We start from the raw sequence: 17459 nt of genomic DNA, 5'->3' as shown, positions 1-17459 counted from the left end.
TGCACCCACCCCTCCAGGAGCCGTCGTGTCGCGCCGCCCTCGCACCCGCCGTACCGCCGTCGCCCTGCTCTCCCCCCTCCTCTCCCTCTCCCTCGGCGCCGCCGCGCTCGCCGGTGGCGCGTCGCCGGCAGCGGCGGCCGCGCCGCAGACTCCGGAGCTGAAGGTGCTCACCTACAACGCGTTCCTGATGAGCCGCACCCTCTACCCGAACTGGGGGCAGGAGCACCGGGCCGCGGCGATCCCCGCCGCGCCGTTCTTCCGCGGCAACGACGTCGTGGTGCTCCAGGAGGCGTTCGACAACGGGACCTCGGACCAGCTCCAGCGAAGGGCCGCCGCCGAATACCCGCACCAGACGCCGGTGCTGGGCCGCAGCAAGAGCGGCTGGGACGCCACCGGCGGCTCGTACTCCGCCACGACGCCCGAGGACGGCGGCGTGACCGTGCTCAGCAAGTGGCCCGTCGTCCGCAAGGAGCAGTACGTCTTCAAGGACGGGTGCGGCGCGGACTGGTGGTCGAACAAGGGGTTCGTGTACGCGGTGCTCCAGGTGGGCGACGCCCGGGTGCACGTGGTGGGCACCCACGCCCAGTCGACCGATCCGGGCTGCGGGGCCGGCGAGGCGGCCGAGGTGCGCAGCCGGCAGTTCCGCGAGCTCGACGCCTTCCTGGACACCAAGGACATCCCGGCGTCCGAGCAGGTGCTGGTGGCCGGCGACCTGAACGTGGACACCCGGACGCCGGAGTTCGCCACGATGCTCACGGACGCGGGCCTGGTCGCACCCGAGGGCCGGACCGGCCACCCGAACTCCTTCGACACCGCCGCGAACTCGATCGCCGCGGACCGCTACCCCGGCACCCCGAGCGAGGACCTGGACCACGTGCTGCACCGGGCCGGGCACGCGCGGCCGGCCGGGTGGACCAATGACGTGGTGGCGGAGCGGACGGCGCCCTGGACGGTCTCCAGTTGGGGGCGGACGTACACGTACGAGCACCTCTCCGACCACTACCCGGTGGTGGGCTCCGGACGGTAGGTCAGCCACCGGGCAAACGGGGAGCGCGTTCACCTCCTCGGCCGTACGGGCCGGCGGGAGCGCACCGCACCCGGATGGCGGCGTCCGTCTGCGGCCGTCCGGGGGCCGCCTCCTGACGGGCCGTTACGGCTGCCGGGGGGCGCGCGGCGCGGCTCGACGCGCCCTTGTCCGAGGTGACAGGGGCATGCCACATTGAGTGGGCGGACCACCCTTCCTCCGGTTCGCACCGAACTTCGCGAACCCCCACAATCCACCCCACGGATATCTGCGAAGGAGAAGCCCCCCATGAGACGCACGCTCAGCGCGCGCATCGGCCTGTCCGTCCTCCTGACCCTGTCCCTCGCCGGACTCGGCACCACGGCCGCGTCCGCGGCGCCACCACCGACGGCCCCCGCCCCCACCCCCGGGCCCGGGGTCACCGCGTCCGCCAGCCAGTACGCGCTCGACGCCCAGCTCGAACGCAGCCTCGGCGAGCGCTCCGCCGGCACCTACCTCGACGCCGACACCGGTGAACTCGTCGTCGCGGTCACCGACTCGACCGCCGCCTCCCAGGTGCGCGCGGCGGGCGCCCGGGCGAAGGTCGTGGCGCGCTCCACGGCGCAGTTGGCGGACGCGATGGGCGTCCTGGAGTCCCGAGCCAAGATCACCGGGACGTCCTGGGGCATCGACCCCGCCAGCAACCAGGTCGTGGTGGAGGCCGACCAGTCGCTCTCCGCCCGCTCCCTGGCGAAGCTGCGGAACGTCGCCGGCTCGCTCGGCGGCGCGGTGCGCGTCGAGCGGGTGCCCGGGGTCTTCACCAAGGAGGTCCTGGGCGGCGACGCCATCTACGGCGGCGGCTACCGCTGCTCCGCGGCCTTCAACGTGGTCAAGGACTCCGCCCGGTACTTCCTGACCGCCGGCCACTGCACCAACGTGGCCAGCAGTTGGTCCGCCACCTCGGGCGGCCCCTCGATCGGCACCCGGGAAGGCACCAGCTTCCCGACGAACGACTACGGGATCGTCCGCTACAGCGGCACCGACGTGCCGCCCGGGAGCGTGAACCTCTACGACGGCAGCTCCCAGGACATCACCGCGGCCGCGGACGCGATCGTCGGGCAGGCGCTCCAGAAGAGCGGTTCGACGACCCGGGTCACCAGCGGCACGGTCACCGCGGTGAACGTGACCGTCAACTACAGCGACGGCCCGGTCTACAACATGGTCCGCACGACCGCCTGCTCCGCCGGCGGCGACAGCGGCGGCGCCCACTTCGCGGGCGGCACGGCGCTCGGCATCCACTCCGGCAGCTCCGGCTGCTCGGGCACCAACGGCTCGGCGATCCACCAGCCGGTGCGCGCGGCGTTGGCGGCGTACGGAGTGAGCGTCTACTGAGCCCGGGCTGATCCCGCCCTGGTCCCGTACGGATCGGGCACCGAGCGAACGAGCGTCACCAGCGCCTCGCCGGGCGCGGCACGACACCCTGGGCGGGGTCCGCATCGGGCCCCGCCCAGCGCCGTTCGCCCTGGCTTCAGCCGGTGGTCCGCTGGTCCGGTGCGCCGTCCTTCGTCCGCAGGGACCGGGCCGCCGGCAGGACCGTGGCCAGTTGGGCGAGCAGCAGCGTGGCCGCGACGGTGGCGAGGATCGGCGGCCACGGCACCACCAGGTCGACCGGGATGCCCAGGGTCCCGCTCAGCCCGGCGCGGATGCCGAGCAGCGACGGCAGGGCGACCAGCGCGCCGAGGACGGTGCCGATCGCGACCACCAGCGCGCTCTCGGCGGCGAGCGCACCGAGCACCTGACGGACCGTCGCCCCGGAGCGGCGCAGGATCCGCAGGTCGGGAAGGCGGTCCGCGGTGGACATCAGCAGGGTGCCGGCCACCGCGATGCCGGTGTACCCGGCCGACAGGGCGACCAGCAGCAGGGTGAAGACCCGGACGAGTCGGTCCTCCGCCGCGGCGTCGCGGCCGCCGAACTCCTCGACCGTGATCTCCCGGCCGCCGCGGACCTCCACGGGCGGACCCGTGCGGTGCACGGCCGCGGTGAGCGCGGCGGGGTCGTGGGCGCGCACCAGGGCGCGGGAGAGCACCGCGGCGTGCGGCAGTTCCCGGTCGTCGACGACGGCCGCGATCCGCAGGGTGCGGGTGGTGCCGTCCTCGAAGGTGACGGGGACCGATGCGCCCGCGCGGGCGCCGAACGCGGCGAGCGCGGAGCGGGCGACCACCACGGCCCCGTCGCCTTCCGTCAGCGCGGCGAGGTCGCCGTCGGACAGCCCGTGGACCGCGGCGTACGCCGTCGGGTCGACGCCGACGGCCTCGACCGGGGTGCGTCCGGGGCCCGCGTGCAGCACGGTCGGCAGGATCGGCGAGCCGGTGATCCGTCGCACCTCGGCGTCCGTCAGACCCGGCGTCCCCGCCGGCACGACCGTCGCCGCAGCGGTCACGTCCGCCACGTCCCGGTCCGCGTACGACTGTGCCGAGGTCGCGGTGTTCACCGTGATCAGCACCGTGAAGGCGACGGTGGCGAGCACCGGGGCGACGGTCGACGAGGTGCGGCGCACGGCGGCCAGCATGCCGGCCCGCACCAAGGCGACGGTGGCGCCCCGGGCGCCGCGCAGCGGCCGGGTCGCCAGCCGCACCAGGGGCGGTACGAGCGCCGGCATCAGCAGGGCCGTGCCCGTGATCAGCCCGACTGCCGTGACCAAGGCGAACGTCATCATGTCGGAGGGCGCGGCGGACGCGGTGCCGACGGCGGCGCCGACGCCGAGCGCGACGAAGGCCAGCCCGGTGTTGCGGCGCCACGCCGTCAGCGGACGGTCGTCGACGGCGGCCTCGCGCAGCGCCTCCATCGGCCGGATGCGGGCGGCCCGGCGCGACGCCGTCCAGACCCCGGCGAACGCGATCGCCACGCCCGCGAGGAAGGCCAGCGCGGACGCCCACGGCCGCTGCACGACGGCGAAGCCGCGCGGCTGGAACCCGGCGTCCACCAGGACGTCACCGAGGACGGGCGCGCCGAAGGTGCCGAGCAGGGTGCCGGCAGCGGCGGCGACGGCGCCCACGACCAGCCCCTCGACGTACACCGTGCGCCGGACCTGACGCGGCGTCGCGCCGATCGTCCGCAGCAGCCCGAACTCGCGGCGGCGGCGCAGCACGGTGAACGCGAAGGCGGAGGAGACCACGAAGACGGTGACGAAGGCGGAGAGCCCGGTCATCGCGCTGACCACCTGGCCGCCGATCCACCGGGTCTCCTCGTCCTGACCCGGTGCGAGGTCGGCGCGCCCGTCGCCGCGCAGCACCCGGCCCGCGTCGCCGACGACCCGGGCGGCGCCCGCGGCGACGGCCGCTGCGTCGGCGCCCTCCGCCAGCCGCAGCCCGACGACCCGTACGCCCGCGGACAGTTCGGCGGCGCGGGCGTCGGTGAGGTAGTAGCCGGGCCCGTCGACCGTCCCCGACACGGTGAAGGGGACGGGTCCGTCCGCGGTGAGCAGGGTGGTGCGCGCGCCGGTGGCGAGGCCGAGGGAGCGGTCGACGGCGACTTCGTCGGCGGTCCGCGGCGCCCGGCCCGTGATCAGGCGGTACGGGGCGAGGGCGGCGCTGGACCAGCCGTGGCCGAGCCGGTCCCCGGCGCGCTGGTCGCCGAGCGGGCGGGCGCCGTCGACAGCCTGTGCGTAGAAGGAGCGGTCGGGGACGGCGACCCGCACGCCGGGCAGCGCCGCGAGGTCGCGGGCGAGGCGTCGGACGTCGCCGGGGGCGAAGGGCGCGGCCTCGTGGAAGGTGACCGGATCCAGCGGTCCGCTCTGGACGAGCACCGGGGTGCCGGCGTACCGCTCGGGCACGCCGCTGCCGCCGGACAGCAGGATCAGGGCGCTCGTGGTGAGGATCGCGGCGCCCAGGCACAGGGCGGTGAACGCGCCGACGAAGGCGGTCCGGCGTTCGCGCAGGAAGGCGAGGGACGTCTTCACGCACCGGCCTCCGGCTTCGGGCCGACCGCGACTGCTTCCAGGGTGGCCATGCGGGCGGCGATCGCCGTGGCCGCCGTACGGGAGCGGGTCTCGTCGGTGACCCTGCCGTCCGCGAGGAACACCACGCGATCGGCGAAGGAGGCCGCCACCGGGTCGTGCGTCACCATGATCACGGTCTGTCGGCGCTCGTCGACCAGGCCCCGCAGCAGCGTCAGGACGTGCCACGACGTCTTGGTGTCGAGGGCGCCCGTCGGTTCGTCCGCGAAGAGCACGGCCGGCTCGCCGATCAGCGCGCGGGCGATGGCGACGCGCTGCTGCTGACCGCCGGAGAGGGCGCTCGGCCGGTGCCGCGCCCGGTCGGCGAGCCCCACTTCGGCGAGCGCCACGGCGACGGCCGTCGGATCGGGCCGGCGCCCGGCGAGCCGCAGCGGCAGGGCGACGTTCTCCTCCGCGGTCAGCGCCGAGACGAGGTTGAACGCCTGGAAGACGAAGCCGATCCGGTCGCGGCGGAGCAGGGTGAGCCCGGTCTCGTCGAGCCCGGTCAGGTCCGTGCCGTCGAGCACGACCCGGCCGGCGGAGGGGCGTTCGAGGCCGGCGGCGCAGTGCAGCAGGGTCGACTTGCCGGAGCCGGACGGACCCATGACGGCGGTGAGGGTGCCCCGGGCGAAGCCGAGGCTGACCCCGTCCAGCGCGGTCACGGCTCCCGCTCCGGTGCCGTACCGGCGGGTGAGGCCGTGCAGTTCGACGGGGTGCGGCGCGGTGGGAGCTTCGGGTGGGAAAGTTGTGCTGGGCATGGGCGGAAGTCCACCGCGCACCGCCCGGTCGGCACACGGGCGGCCGGGCTAGTCCTCGTACTACACCTGGCACTACTGCGCCGGGCGCGGGGCGCGGTTACGGTCGCAGGATGATCCACCGCACCGCCCTGGAGGCGCTGACCCGGCAGCCGTTGCGGTTCCTGCTGACGTCCTGGCCCTGGCGTTCGATCGGCTACCTGCTGTCCGGCGGGCTGCTCGGGGTCGCCGCCTGGGTGGCCGTGGGAGGGCTCGTCGCGGCGGGCCCCCGCATCGGGGTGGTCGCCGCGGCCACCGGTGCGGTCGCCGTGCTCGCGTTCGTCGCGGCCGTCGCCGGGCCGCTGGAGCTGCGCAGGCTGCACCTGGTGGATCCGACGGCCGACGGCACGGGCGGGGAACCCCGCGACCGCACCCGCGCGCTGGGGTACGGCGCCCTGTCCGTGCTCGCCGTGGGGTGGGTGGACCTGGCGCTGCTGATCGTCGCGGCCGGCATCCCCGGGGTGCTGCTCACCGCGCCCCTCCAGCCCTCGGCGGCGACGTGGGCGGCCGTGGCGGGACCGGTCGCGGGCCTCCTGCTGCTGCCGGTGGCCGCGTACCCCGTCACCGCGTGGGCGGGCGCACGGGCGGCCGTCGCCCGGGCGGTGCTGGTGCCGCGCGAGGGCGAGTTGCGGGAGGTGCGGCGCTCCCGGGCACGGCTGATGGACGCGTACGAGACGGAGCGCCGACGCATCGAGCGGGACTTGCACGACGGCGCCCAGCAGCGGCTGGTGGCCCTGACGATGAAGCTCGGCCTCGCCGGGCTCGACCTGCCGCCCGGCTCGCGCGCGGCGCAGGAGGTCGCCGCTGCGCACCTGATGGCGAAGGACGCGCTGGCCGAGTTGCGCGAACTGATCCGCGGGGTGCATCCGCAGGTGCTGAGCGAGCGCGGACTGTCCGCGGCCGTGCGGGACGCGGCGGGCCGCTCCCCCGTCCCCGTCGACCTCGACCTGCACCTGGCGCGGCGGCTGCCGTCGACGGTCGAAGTCGCCGCGTACTACGCCGTGTCGGAAGCGCTGACCAACGCTGCGCGGCACAGCGGCGCCGCCCGCTGCCGCATCAGCGGCCGGGTCGACGCGGACACCTTGGTGGTGGAGGTCCGCGACGACGGCCGCGGCGGCGCGTCGCCGGACGGCGGCTCCGGGCTGACGGGCCTCGCGGACCGGGTGGCGGCGGTGGACGGCCGGATGCTGCTGTCCAGCCCGGTCGGCGGGCCGACGCTGATACGGGTGGAGATTCCGGTGGGGACGGACCGGGAGGCCGCGCCGTGCGTCAGTTGAAGGTCGTCATCGCCGAGGACGCGGTGCTGCTGCGGGAGGGGCTGGTGGGGCTCCTGGCACGGTTCGGCCACTCGGTCGCCGCGGCCGTCGGCGACGGGCCGTCGCTGGTGGCGGCGGCCCTGGAGCACCGGCCCGACGTGGTGATCGCCGACGTCCGCATGCCGCCGGGCTTCAGTGACGAGGGGCTGCGCGCGGTCCGCGAACTCCAGCGGCTCCGGCCCTCGCTGCCGGCGCTGGTGCTCAGCCAGTACGTGGAACAGACCTTCGCGGACGAACTCGTCGCCGCCGGGCACCGGGCCGGCACGGGCTACCTCCTCAAGGACCGGGTGGGTGACGTCGAGGAGTTCGTCGCCGCGGTGGAACGGGTCGCGGACGGGGGCACCGTCGTCGACCCCGAGGTCGTACGCCAACTCCTCGCCCGCCGCCGCGACCCGCTGACCCGGCTGACCCCGCGCGAGCGGGAGGTCCTCGGCCTGATCGCCGAGGGCCGCTCCAACGCGGCGGTGGCGCGGGCGCTGGTGGTCACCGAGGCGGCGGTCGCCAAGCACATCGCGAACATCCTCCTCAAACTCGACCTCCCCCCGGCCCCCGATGACCACCGCCGCGTGCGTGCGGTCCTCACGTACCTCCGCGGCGCAGGTGCGGATGCGGGTGCGTGAGCGGACGCAGTTGCACTGCACGGTGCCGGGAGCGTCGGCGTCTGCGTCCAGTGCGCTGCGGGGGGCGCCCCGTGTCCGCAGGGCGCAGGGGGCGGAACTGCGCGAGCGAGCCGGCACCGGGCCGCGGGCGCCGACCGGCGCGGCGGGGACGCGGGGAGGACGCCCTCCAGGCCGGCGAGCGTCAGGGGCCACCGTGGAGGGGGGCTTTCACAGCAGTGGTGAGACAGCAATACTGTTGCACCGCGAAGGGGAGAGTGAGGCGCAGGGATGGGTACCGGCACCGCCGCGATCACGGCCCCCGGGTCTCCCGACGGCGAGGGCGACGGCGACCGGGGCCACGACCACGACCACGACGGGCCGACGTTCACGGTCGACGAGTTGGCGGCGCGGGCCGGCGTGACCGTGCGAACGATCCGGTTCTACGGGACGCGCGGACTGCTACCGCCGCCAGTGATCGGCCACCGCCGCGTGGGCCGGTACGGCGCCGCGCACCTGTCCCGACTCGCCCTCATCGAGGAGTTGCAGCGCCAGGGCATGACGCTGGCCGCCGTCGAGCGGTACTTGGAGCAGTTGCCGGGGGACCTGAGCGCACAGGACCTGGCGATCCACCGGGCGCTGGTGGCGTCCTGGATGCCGGACTCCGCCGAGGTCGCCACGCACGCCGAGTTGGAGCGGCGGCTCGGGCGGGCGCTCGCGGACGGCGACGTCGAACGGCTGGTCGCGATGGGCGCCGTGGAGCGCGAGCGCGACGGCGCGCCGGGCGTCTACCGGGTGGACCCGGGCCTGTTGCGGCTCGGCGCGCAGTTGCTGGACGTGCCCATCGCGTACGAGACGATCCTCGCGGCCCGCACCGTCCTGGTGGAGCACACCCGCTCGGTGGCGCACGAGCTGACCCGGCTGTTCCGGGACGAGGTGTGGCACCCGTACCGGGACCGGGAAGGGGACGGAGGGCCGGCGCGCGGCGAGGCGGAGCGCGCCGAGGCGATGCGCGCACTGTCCGCCCCGATGCGGCCCCTGGTGGTGCAGGCCCTGGTCACCGCGTTCCAGCGGTCGTTGAAGGAGGAGTTGCGGGCCGCCTTCACGGCGGACGGCCCGCAGCGGAACGACGAGGAAAGCTAGGGCCTGCCCGCGAAGCCCCGCCCGTCGCCCTGCGGGAGCGTTGGTCTCCACCGGCCGGTGGTGGGCTCATCGCGCAGTTCCTCCCTTGTGCCCTGCGGGCACGGGGGCACCCCCCACCTACGCCCAGGGGCGTGGTGGTACCCCCCGCCCCTGATTCGCTCAGCCCGTCGCGTATCTGCGGGTGTCCGGGGCAAGCCCACCCCGGCCCGCGAACGAGTGGCGGGGGCAGCGAATCAGGGGCGCTGGGGCCCCCATGCCCTCTGGCATGGGGGGCGGAACTGCGCGACGAGCCCACCACGGTCCGCGGACGGCAACGCTTCCCGTAGGGGAACGCCGCTCAGGGCCACTGGCCCCCGTGCCCGCAGGGCACTGCGCTATCAGCCCACCACCGGGGCGCAGACGCAACCGACACAGCCCGCCGCACGGCGAACCGCGCCCGTCGAGGCGGCGGCAGGCGGACCCGTCGCAAGGGGCGCGCGGGGAGTCCTGAACGCGGCCTACGGCGCGTCCGTGAAGCGCTCGCCGCGCTCCGCCTTCGCCACCAGCAGCGCCGGCGGCTCGAACCGCGCACCGTAGCGGGCCGCCAGGGTGCGCGCCCGGGCGACGAAGCCGGGCAGGCCGCCCTCGTATCCGTTGACGTACTGGAGCACGCCGCCGGTCCACGCGGGGAAGCCGATGCCCATGATGGAGCCGATGTTGGCGTCGGCGACCGAGGTCAGGACGCCCTCCTCCAGGCAGCGCACGGCGTCCAGCGCCTCCGAGAACAGCATCCGCTCCTGCAGGTCGACGAACGGGACGTCGACGTCGGGCCGGGTGAAGTGCTCGCGCAGCCCCGGCCACAGTCGGCCCCGGGTGCCGTCCTCGCCGTACTCGTAGAAGCCCGCTCCCCCACTGCGCCCGGGGCGGCCGAACTCGTCCACCATCCGGTCGACGACCGCGTCCGCCGGGTGCGCGGCCCAGGTGCCGCCGGCCTCCTCGACCGCGCGCCGCGCCTCGCGGCGGATCTTCCGCGGCAGGGTGAGGGTGAGTTCGTCCATCAGGGACAGCACCTTGGCCGGGTAGCCGGCCTGCGCCGCGGCCTGCTCGATCGAGGCGGGCTCGACGCCCTCGCCGACCATGGCGACGCCTTCGTTGATGAACTGGCCGATGACCCGCGAGGTGAAGAAGCCGCGGGAGTCGTTGACGACGATCGGGGTCTTGTTGATCTGCCGCACCAGGTCGAAGGCGCGGGCCAGCGCCTCGTCCCCGGTGCCGGCGCCCTTGATGATCTCCACCAGCGGCATCCGGTCGACCGGGGAGAAGAAGTGCAGTCCGACGAAGTCGGCGGGGCGCGCCACGCCTTCGGCGAGGGCGGTGATGGGCAGGGTGGAGGTGTTGGAGCAGAGCAGCGCGTCGGGCGCCACCACCTCCTGGACCTCCTGGAACACCTTGTGCTTGAGCGCGGTGTCCTCGAAGACGGCCTCGATCACCGCGTCGCAGCCCGCGAGGTCCGCGACGTCCGCGGTCGGGGTGATCCTGGCGAGCAGCGCGTCCCGCTTGGCCTCCGTCGTACGGCCCCGGGTCAGCGCCTTGGCCAACAGCTTCTGCGAGTACGTCTTGCCGCGCTCGGCCGCTTCGACGGAGACGTCCTTGAGGACGACGTCGATCCCGGCGCGGGCGCAGGAGTACGCGATGCCGGCGCCCATCATCCCGGCGCCCAGCACCGCCACCTTGCGCACCGGGCGGGGCTCGACGCCGCGGGGGCGGCTGGCGCCCGCGTTGACCGCCTGGAGGTCGAAGAAGAACGCCTGGATCATGTTCTTGGCGGTCTGTCCGGTGACCAGTTCGGTGAAGTAGCGGGCCTCGATGGTCTGCGCGGTCTCGAAGTCGACCTGGGAGCCCTCGACGGCGGCGGCCAGGATGTTGCGCGGCGCGGGGTAGGGGGCGCCGCCGGTCTGCTTCTTCAAGTTCGCCGGGTAGGCGGGCAGTTCGGCGGCGAACCGCGGCGACGACGGGGTGCCGCCGGGGATCTTGTACCCCTTGGCGTCCCAGGGCTGCTGCGACTCGGGGTGGGCGTCGACGAAGGCGCGGGCCTTGGCGAGCATCTCCTCGGGGGTCGCGGCCACCTCGTGGACGAGACCGTTCTCCAGGGCGCGGCGCGGGGCGTACTGGGTGCCCTGGAGGAGCACCTTCAGCAGCGCGTCGGCGATCCCGAGCAGGCGTACGGTGCGGGTCACACCGCCGGCGGCGGGCAGCAGGCCCAGGGTCACTTCCGGCAGTCCGATCTTGGAGCCGGGGGCGTCGAGGGCGATGCGGTGGTGACAGGCGAGTGCGATCTCGTAACCGCCGCCCAGCGCGGTGCCGTTGATCGCGGCGACGACGGGCTTGCCGAGGGTCTCGATCCGGCGCAGGGCGCGCTTGACCTCCATGCCGGCGTCGAACGCCTGCCGGGCCTGCGCGGGCCCGATCTCGATCATGTCCTTGAGGTCTCCGCCGGCGAAGAAGGTCTTCTTGGCGGAGGTGATGACGATGCCGCGGACGGTGTCCCGTTCGGCCTCCAGCCGGTCCGCGACCGCGGTGACGGAGGCGCGGAACGCCGCGTTCATGGTGTTGGCGGACTGCTGGGGGTCGTCCAGGACGAGGGTGACGACGCCGGTGTCGTCGCGCTCCCAGCGGATGGCGGGGTGGGTGGTCGCGTCGGTGGTCGTGGTCATGGCTGCGGTCTCCGGGTGGCTGTGGCGGGCGGCGGGGCTCAGGACGTGACGCGTTCGACGACGGTGGCGACGCCCATGCCGCCGCCGACGCAGAGCGTGACCAGCCCGTACCGCTTGTCCTGGCGTTCCAGTTCGTCCACGAGGGTGCCGAGGATCATCGCACCGGTCGCGCCCAGCGGATGGCCGAGCGCGATCGCCCCGCCGTTGACGTTGATCCGGTCGAGGGGGAGGTCGAGTTCGCGCGCGAAGCGCAGGACGACGGCGGCGAAGGCTTCGTTGATCTCGACGAGGTCGATGTCGTCGATGGTCAGCCCGGCGCGGGCGAGGGCCTTGCGGGTGGCCGGCGCCGGCCCGGTCAGCATGATCGTCGGCTCGGAGCCGGAGACCGCGGCCGACACGATCCGGGCGCGGGGCTTGAGCCCGTTGCGCTCCCCGGCCTCCTTGGTGCCGACGGCGACCAGGGCCGCGCCGTCGACGATGCCGGAGGAGTTGCCCGCGTGGTGGACGTGGTCGATCTTCTCGACCCAGTGGTACCTCTGCAGGGCCACGGCGTCGAAGCCGCCGAGGTCGCCGATGCCGGCGAAGGACGGCTTGAGGGCTGCGAGGGTGTCCGCGGTGGTGCCGGGGCGCAGGTGTTCGTCGCGGTCGAGGACGACGAGTCCGTTGCGGTCGCACACGGGCACCACGGAGCGGTCGAAGCGGCCGGCCTTCCACGCGGCGGCGGCCCGCTCCTGCGACAGGGCGGCGTACTCGTCGACGTCGCGCCGGGAGAAGCCCTCGATGGTGGCGATCAGGTCGGCGCCGACGCCCTGCGGGACGAAGCCGACGGCGGTGTTGGTCATCGGGTCGGCGAACCAGGCACCGCCGTCGGAGCCCATCGGGACGCGGGACATGGACTCCACGCCCCCGGCGAGCACCAGGTCCTCCCAGCCCGAGCGGACCTTCATCGCGGCCATGTTGACCGCTTCGAGCCCGGAGGCGCAGAAGCGGTTCTCCTGGACTCCGGCGACGGTGTCGGGCAGCCCGGCCGCGACGGCGGCGATCCGGGCGATGTCGGAGCCCTGGTCGCCGACCGGGCCGACGACGCCCAGCACGATGTCGTCGATCGCGGCCGGGTCGAGTTCGGGGTGTCGGCTGCGCAGCTCCTGGATCAGTCCGACGACGAGGTCGATCGGCTTGGTGCCGTGCAGGGCGCCGTTGGCCTTGCCGCGCCCGCGCGGGGTGCGGATCGCGTCGTACACGTACGCTTCGGTGGTCAAGACGACTGCCTTTCGGATGGGGAGGTCGGGGCGCTTCGCCGGCGGGCCGGGTCGTGTCCGGAAAGTGGCGTCGTCCGCGCTACGGGCGGGCGGGCAGATCCCAGTCGCGGGCCACGGACTCGGCGTCCGCGCCGGGTGCGGTGGGCCCGGAGCGGATCGAGGTGGGGGTGGCGGAGAACCGGGGCGCGGGCGCCGGTTGGGTGATGCCGCCGTGGTCGGTGAAGGTGGCGCGGGCGGCCAGCTGCGGGTGCGCCGGGGCCTCCCGCAGCGAGAGCACGGGGGCGACGCAGGCGTCGGAGCCCTCGAAGACGGCCGTCCACTCGGCGCGCGTACGGGACTTGAAGCGGGCGGCGACCAGTTCGCGCAGCTCGTCCCAGCGGTCGAACTCCCGGCGGGACGGGGCCTGGTCCGCGATGCCCAGCAGCCGGACGAACTCGTCGTAGAACTGCCGCTCCAGTGCGCCGACGGCCATGTACTCGCCGTCGGCGGTCTCGTAGCAGCCGTAGAAGGGGCTGCCGCCGTCCAGGAGGTTGCCGCCGCGGCGGTCCTGCCAGCCGCCGGCGGCCATCATGCCGTGGATCATCGTGGTGAGGTGGGCGGCGCCGTCCACCACGGCCGCGTCGACGACCTGTCCCGTGCCGCCGGCGGAGCGGGCGTGCTGGAGGGCGGCGAGGACGCCGACGACGAGGTAGAGGGAGCCGCCGGCGTAGTCGCCGAGGACGTTCGCGGGGACCGCCGGGGGCTCGTCGGGCGCGCCGATCATGCCGAGGGCACCGGAGACGGCGATGTACCCGATGTCGTGTCCGGCACGCTGGGCGAGGGGCCCGTCCTGGCCCCAGCCGGTCATCCGGCCGTACACCAGGCGGGGATTGCGGGCGAGGCAGGCGTCCGGGCCGACGCCGAGGCGTTCGGCGACCCCGGGCCGCAGCCCCTCGATCAGGACGTCCGCGCGCTCCACCAGGTCGAGCACGCGCTCGGCGCCGCCGTCGGCCTTGAGGTCGACCAGGACGGACCTCTTGTTGCGGTTGGTGAGGTCGTACGCGGCGGGGATGGCGAGCCCCGAGCCGTCGGGCCGGTCGACGCGCACCACGTCGGCGCCGAGGTCGGCGAGGAGCATCGCGGCGAAGGGGCCGGGCCCGATGCCCGCCAACTCGACCACCCTGACCCCGCTGAGCGGGCCGTTTCCTGTCGCTGCCGTCGAGGTCGGCGTCATCGAGTCCCCAGGCTAGATGTGACACAACTGATGTAACACCAGTGATGGTAAGAACGCGTTTCAGCGCTTACAAGGGTTTCCCGGCCTTTCCGCGACTATCCCAGGCCGGCTGGCGGGGCGCGCGGCGGCCGGCGGCCGCGCGCCCCGCCAGCCGGCCCCGCTGACCCGTGTCACCTGCCCTTTCCCCGGGCGGCCCGGCGGCGTTAGGGTCTGCCCGCACTCTCCAGCGGTCGGCGGCCCGTTCGTCGGCACGGCGTCATCGGCGGAGGATCCATTGGACAGGCAGGACGGGGCCGGTCGGGCGGAGCGCCCCCATGACATCGCGCTCTACGGGGCGACGGGGTTCGTCGGTGAGCTGACGGCCCGCTATCTGGCGGCGCACGCGCCCGAGGGCTGCCGCTGGGCGCTCGCCGGCCGCAGCCGCGCCAAGCTGGAGCGACTGCGGGACCGCCTTGCCGCGGACCACCCGCGCTGTGCGGATCTGCCGTTGGTCGTCGCGGCGGCCGACGACCCCGCGGCGCTGCGCGGGCTGGCCGGGTCCGCGCGGGTGGTGGCGACCACCGTGGGCCCCTACCTCTGGTACGGGGAGCCCCTGGTCGCCGCCTGCGCGGACGCCGGCACGGACTATCTGGACCTGACGGGCGAGCCGGAGTTCGTGGACCTGATGTACGTGCGGCACGAGGCGCGCGCCCGGGAGACGGGCGCCCGGCTGGTGCACGCGTGCGGCTTCGACTGCGTGCCGCAGGACCTGGGCGTGTACTTCACCGTCCGCCAGTTGCCCGAGGACGTGCCGCTGACGGTGGACGGCTTCGTCCGCACCGACGCCACGTTCTCCGGCGGGACCCTGGCCTCCGCCCTCAACGCGCTCGGCCGGGGGCGCCAGATGCGGCGGGCGGCGCACGAGCGGCGGCTGTACGAGCCCCGGCAGGTCGCCCGGCGCGCCCGCGCGCCCCTCGGCGGCCCCCGCTACAGCCGGGAGGCCGGCGCCTGGGCGTTGCCGCTGCCGCTGCTCGACCGGCGCGTGGTCGCCGCGTCGGCGCGGGCGCTGCCCCGCTACGGACCCGACTTCCGCTTCCGCCACTACGCCGCGGTGCCCACCCTGCCGACCGCGCTCGGCGGGGTGGCGGCGGCCGGCGCCCTCGCGGGCCTCGCCCAAGTGCCGTGGGCCCGCCGCTGGCTGTCCGAACGGATCGTCAGCCCGGGCCAGGGGCCGGACGCTGCGCGCCGGGCGCGGAGTTGGTTCTCGGTGCGGTTCGTCGGCGAGGGCGGCGGCCGGACGGTGTACACGGAGGTGTCCGGCGGCGACCCCGGCTACGACGAGACCGCGAAGATCTTCGCCGAGTCCGCGCTCAGTCTCGCCCACGACGAGTTGCCCCAGGTCGCTGGCCAGGTCACCACGGCGGTGGCAATGGGCGACGCCCTACTGGCCCGGCTGCGCGCGGCCGGCATCCGCTTCCGCACGGCGGCGGTGCGCTGAGGTCGCCCGCATGTGCCTCTCGACGGGAGACGCGGTGGCCCTGCGGGAGCGCCGGCCTCTGCAACCTGGTGGGGGGTGGGGGTTTGGGGGCGCGGGGAACTGCGCGACAAGCCGACCACCGGGCCGCAGAGGCCAACCTGCCGGTACGGCAACGGCGCAGGCGCCACGTGGCGCTGGGGGTCCCTCAGGTCTCTGGGGGGGGCGAGGGCGGGGAACTGCGCGAGCAACCCACCACCGGGCCGCGGACGCCATCACCGCACAGCCCGCACCGCGGCACCGCGGCACCGCACCCGTCAAGGCAGCCGTGCCCTACGGCGCGTCCCGCGTCGCCGCTGCGAGGGCGTCGCGGCAGAGACGGTCCGCGTGGCGGGTGGTCTCCGGGATGCGGTAGTGGGGCGCGAGGTGCAGGGTGTGGGCGCACGCGGCGTCGAGGGTGACGCGGTGGCCCACGGATACGTACACGGGCTTCACCCCGGCCCGGGTGCGCAGCGCGCGGCCGACCTCCTCGCCGTCGTCCGCGGTCAGGGGCGCCCAGGCCCCCCGCTCCGGCCCGGGTTCGCCGTGGCGGAAGACGAAGGGGTTCTTCGCCACGCCGATCACCGGGAGGCCGGTGAGGACCCCGAGGTGGCTCGCGAGCCCGAAACGGCGCGGGTGTGCGCGCCCGTATCCGTCGCAGACGACGAGTCCGGGTGCGACGGTCAGCGCCCGCAGCGCGGCGAGCACGGCCGGCAGTTCGCGGAAGGCCAGCAGCCCGGGCACGTACGGGAAGGAGACCCGACCGACCGCGGTGGCCCGCGCCACGACGGCGAGCGTGGCGGCGTCCAGGGTGACGGCAGCGGCGGCCACGAGGTCGCGCCCGTCGTCGTACGCCACGTCCACGCCGGTCACCGTCCCGGACCCGACCGGGGGTCCCGGCTCGTCGAGGACTACGCGGTCGTGCAACTCGTCCTGGAGGGCGAGGGCGGCGGCCTCGTCGCGCGGCCAGTCGTCGGGCGTGTCGATGATCTCCATGGTGGCGCCCACCCTATGCGGCGCACCCGCGGCAGCGGCCCGTAGCCTGACGATCATGTTCGTACTGGAGCTGACGTACACCGCGCCCGCCGAGCGCGTCGACGCCGTGCGCGCGGCGCACATGTCCTGGGTGGACGACCACTACGCGGACGGGCTGTTCCTCGCCTCGGGGCGCAAGGGCACCCGGGACGGCGGGGTGGTGCTGGCCGCGGGGGACGACCGCGCGCGGATCGACGCGGTCGTGGCGAGCGATCCGTTCGTGCTCGCCGGGGTGTGCGCGTACCGGATCACCCACACCGCCGTGACCAGGACCGTCCCGGGCCTTGAACCCCTGCGCGGGGAGAGCGCCGGCTGACGCCGGCGCCGGCCCGCGGGCCCCGGTGACACAACTCACGCACCCCACCGATGCACGGATGGGCCGCGGTGCTCGTCCTTCCCGGTGTCAGGGAGCGTCCGCGGGGCCGCACGTGCGGGGAAGAGGGGTCCGTCCATGTCCACATCCACCGTCGTCATCGAACAGGCCGCACAGGCCCGGATCGTCGCTTCGGCCCCTCAGGTCGAGCCCCTCAACGTCACGCTGCGGTACGAGACGGACGACCCCTTCGCGGTGCGGATGGCGTTCCCGCCGAGCGCGACGCTGGAGGGCACGGAGTTGTCCTGGGCGTTCGCCCGCTCCCTGTTGTCCGCGGGGCTGACCGGGCCGGTCGGGATCGGTGACGTCCGGGTGCGACCGTACGGCTACGACCGCACGGTGGTCGAGTTCCACGCCCCCGAGGGCGTCGCGGTGGTGCACGTCCGCAGCGGTGACGTGCGGCGCTTCCTGCGGCGGGTGGAGGACGTCGCGCCCGAGGGCCACGAGCACCGCTTCCTCGACCTCGACCACGGTCTGAGCCAGTTGCTCGGCGACGTGCACTGAGCGCCCGCCCGCGCCGGGCGCGAATAATCCGTTGACGCCCCGTC

Annotated in this window: 14 protein-coding genes; 8 read left to right on the top strand and 6 right to left on the bottom strand. The window is 74.9% G+C overall.

What is annotated here, in order from left to right; genetic code table 11:
• Window positions 1–64 precede the first annotated feature (64 nt).
• Both sph and ACH4E8_RS21640 read left to right on the top strand, forming a co-directional pair.
• On the top strand, window positions 65–1027 hold the full coding sequence (sph, locus tag ACH4E8_RS21645; protein WP_398450796.1) for a sphingomyelin phosphodiesterase: 963 nt from the start codon (window positions 65–67) through the stop codon (window positions 1025–1027).
• A gap of 285 nt (window positions 1028–1312) precedes the next feature.
• A complete protein-coding gene (locus tag ACH4E8_RS21640) occupies window positions 1313–2395 on the top strand; it encodes a S1 family peptidase (RefSeq protein ID WP_398450543.1) in 1083 nt (360 codons plus the stop codon).
• Between the two features lie 136 nt (window positions 2396–2531).
• Here the strand turns inward: ACH4E8_RS21640 and ACH4E8_RS21635 are convergent, their stop codons facing one another.
• The gene (locus ACH4E8_RS21635) at window positions 2532–4961 is read right to left on the bottom strand and encodes an FtsX-like permease family protein (RefSeq protein ID WP_398450541.1); all 2430 of its coding nucleotides are present in this window, start codon (window positions 4959–4961) and stop codon (window positions 2532–2534) included.
• Entirely contained in the window at window positions 4958–5755 is a 798-nt protein-coding gene (locus tag ACH4E8_RS21630) for an ABC transporter ATP-binding protein (RefSeq protein ID WP_398450539.1), read from the bottom strand. The genes ACH4E8_RS21635 and ACH4E8_RS21630 overlap by 4 nt, the downstream gene beginning before the upstream one ends.
• A 110-nt stretch (window positions 5756–5865) precedes the next feature.
• Between ACH4E8_RS21630 and ACH4E8_RS21625 the strand changes: the two genes are divergently transcribed.
• The 3 genes from ACH4E8_RS21625 (at window position 5866) to ACH4E8_RS21615 (ending at window position 8846) form a co-directional block, all read left to right on the top strand.
• Complete coding sequence (locus ACH4E8_RS21625) at window positions 5866–7068, top strand: sensor histidine kinase (RefSeq protein WP_398450537.1); 1203 nt, start codon at window positions 5866–5868, stop codon at window positions 7066–7068.
• The gene (locus tag ACH4E8_RS21620) at window positions 7056–7727 is read left to right on the top strand and encodes a response regulator (RefSeq protein ID WP_398450535.1); all 672 of its coding nucleotides are present in this window, start codon (window positions 7056–7058) and stop codon (window positions 7725–7727) included. Before ACH4E8_RS21625 ends, ACH4E8_RS21620 begins: the two co-directional genes overlap by 13 nt.
• A 267-nt stretch (window positions 7728–7994) precedes the next feature.
• Window positions 7995–8846, top strand: coding sequence for a MerR family transcriptional regulator (locus ACH4E8_RS21615; RefSeq protein ID WP_398450533.1), 852 nt, complete (start codon window positions 7995–7997; stop codon window positions 8844–8846).
• Window positions 8847–9343: 497 nt separating this feature from the next.
• Here the strand turns inward: ACH4E8_RS21615 and ACH4E8_RS21610 are convergent, their stop codons facing one another.
• From ACH4E8_RS21610 to ACH4E8_RS21600, 3 genes are all read right to left on the bottom strand, one after another.
• Window positions 9344–11539 carry a 3-hydroxyacyl-CoA dehydrogenase NAD-binding domain-containing protein gene (locus ACH4E8_RS21610; protein WP_398450531.1) on the bottom strand — a complete coding sequence of 732 codons (2196 nt, stop codon included), beginning with the start codon at window positions 11537–11539 and terminating at the stop codon, window positions 9344–9346.
• Between the two features lie 38 nt (window positions 11540–11577).
• Window positions 11578–12798, bottom strand: coding sequence for an acetyl-CoA C-acetyltransferase (locus tag ACH4E8_RS21605; RefSeq protein ID WP_398450529.1), 1221 nt, complete (start codon window positions 12796–12798; stop codon window positions 11578–11580).
• Window positions 12799–12877: 79 nt separating this feature from the next.
• Window positions 12878–14011 carry a CaiB/BaiF CoA transferase family protein gene (locus ACH4E8_RS21600; RefSeq protein WP_398450527.1) on the bottom strand — a complete coding sequence of 378 codons (1134 nt, stop codon included), beginning with the start codon at window positions 14009–14011 and terminating at the stop codon, window positions 12878–12880.
• A 274-nt stretch (window positions 14012–14285) separates the two neighbouring features.
• On the opposite strand from ACH4E8_RS21600, the gene ACH4E8_RS21595 reads away from it, so the two are divergent.
• Window positions 14286–15488, top strand: a complete 1203-nt coding sequence (locus ACH4E8_RS21595; protein WP_398450525.1) for a saccharopine dehydrogenase family protein — start codon at window positions 14286–14288, stop codon at window positions 15486–15488.
• 309 nt (window positions 15489–15797) lie between these two features.
• Here the strand turns inward: ACH4E8_RS21595 and ACH4E8_RS21590 are convergent, their stop codons facing one another.
• On the bottom strand, window positions 15798–16499 hold the full coding sequence (locus ACH4E8_RS21590) for an endonuclease V (RefSeq protein ID WP_398450523.1): 702 nt from the start codon (window positions 16497–16499) through the stop codon (window positions 15798–15800).
• 55 nt (window positions 16500–16554) lie between these two features.
• On the opposite strand from ACH4E8_RS21590, the gene ACH4E8_RS21585 reads away from it, so the two are divergent.
• Entirely contained in the window at window positions 16555–16854 is a 300-nt protein-coding gene (locus ACH4E8_RS21585) for a YciI family protein (protein WP_398450521.1), read from the top strand.
• A 135-nt stretch (window positions 16855–16989) separates the two neighbouring features.
• Window positions 16990–17415, top strand: a complete 426-nt coding sequence (locus ACH4E8_RS21580; protein WP_398450519.1) for an SsgA family sporulation/cell division regulator — start codon at window positions 16990–16992, stop codon at window positions 17413–17415.
• Window positions 17416–17459: the final 44 nt, after the last annotated feature.

It is taken from the genome of Streptomyces sp. NPDC017979, assembly GCF_044328175.1.
Lineage (GTDB): Bacteria > Actinomycetota > Actinomycetes > Streptomycetales > Streptomycetaceae > Streptomyces.
This window is presented reverse-complemented; position numbering and strand designations above follow the sequence as displayed.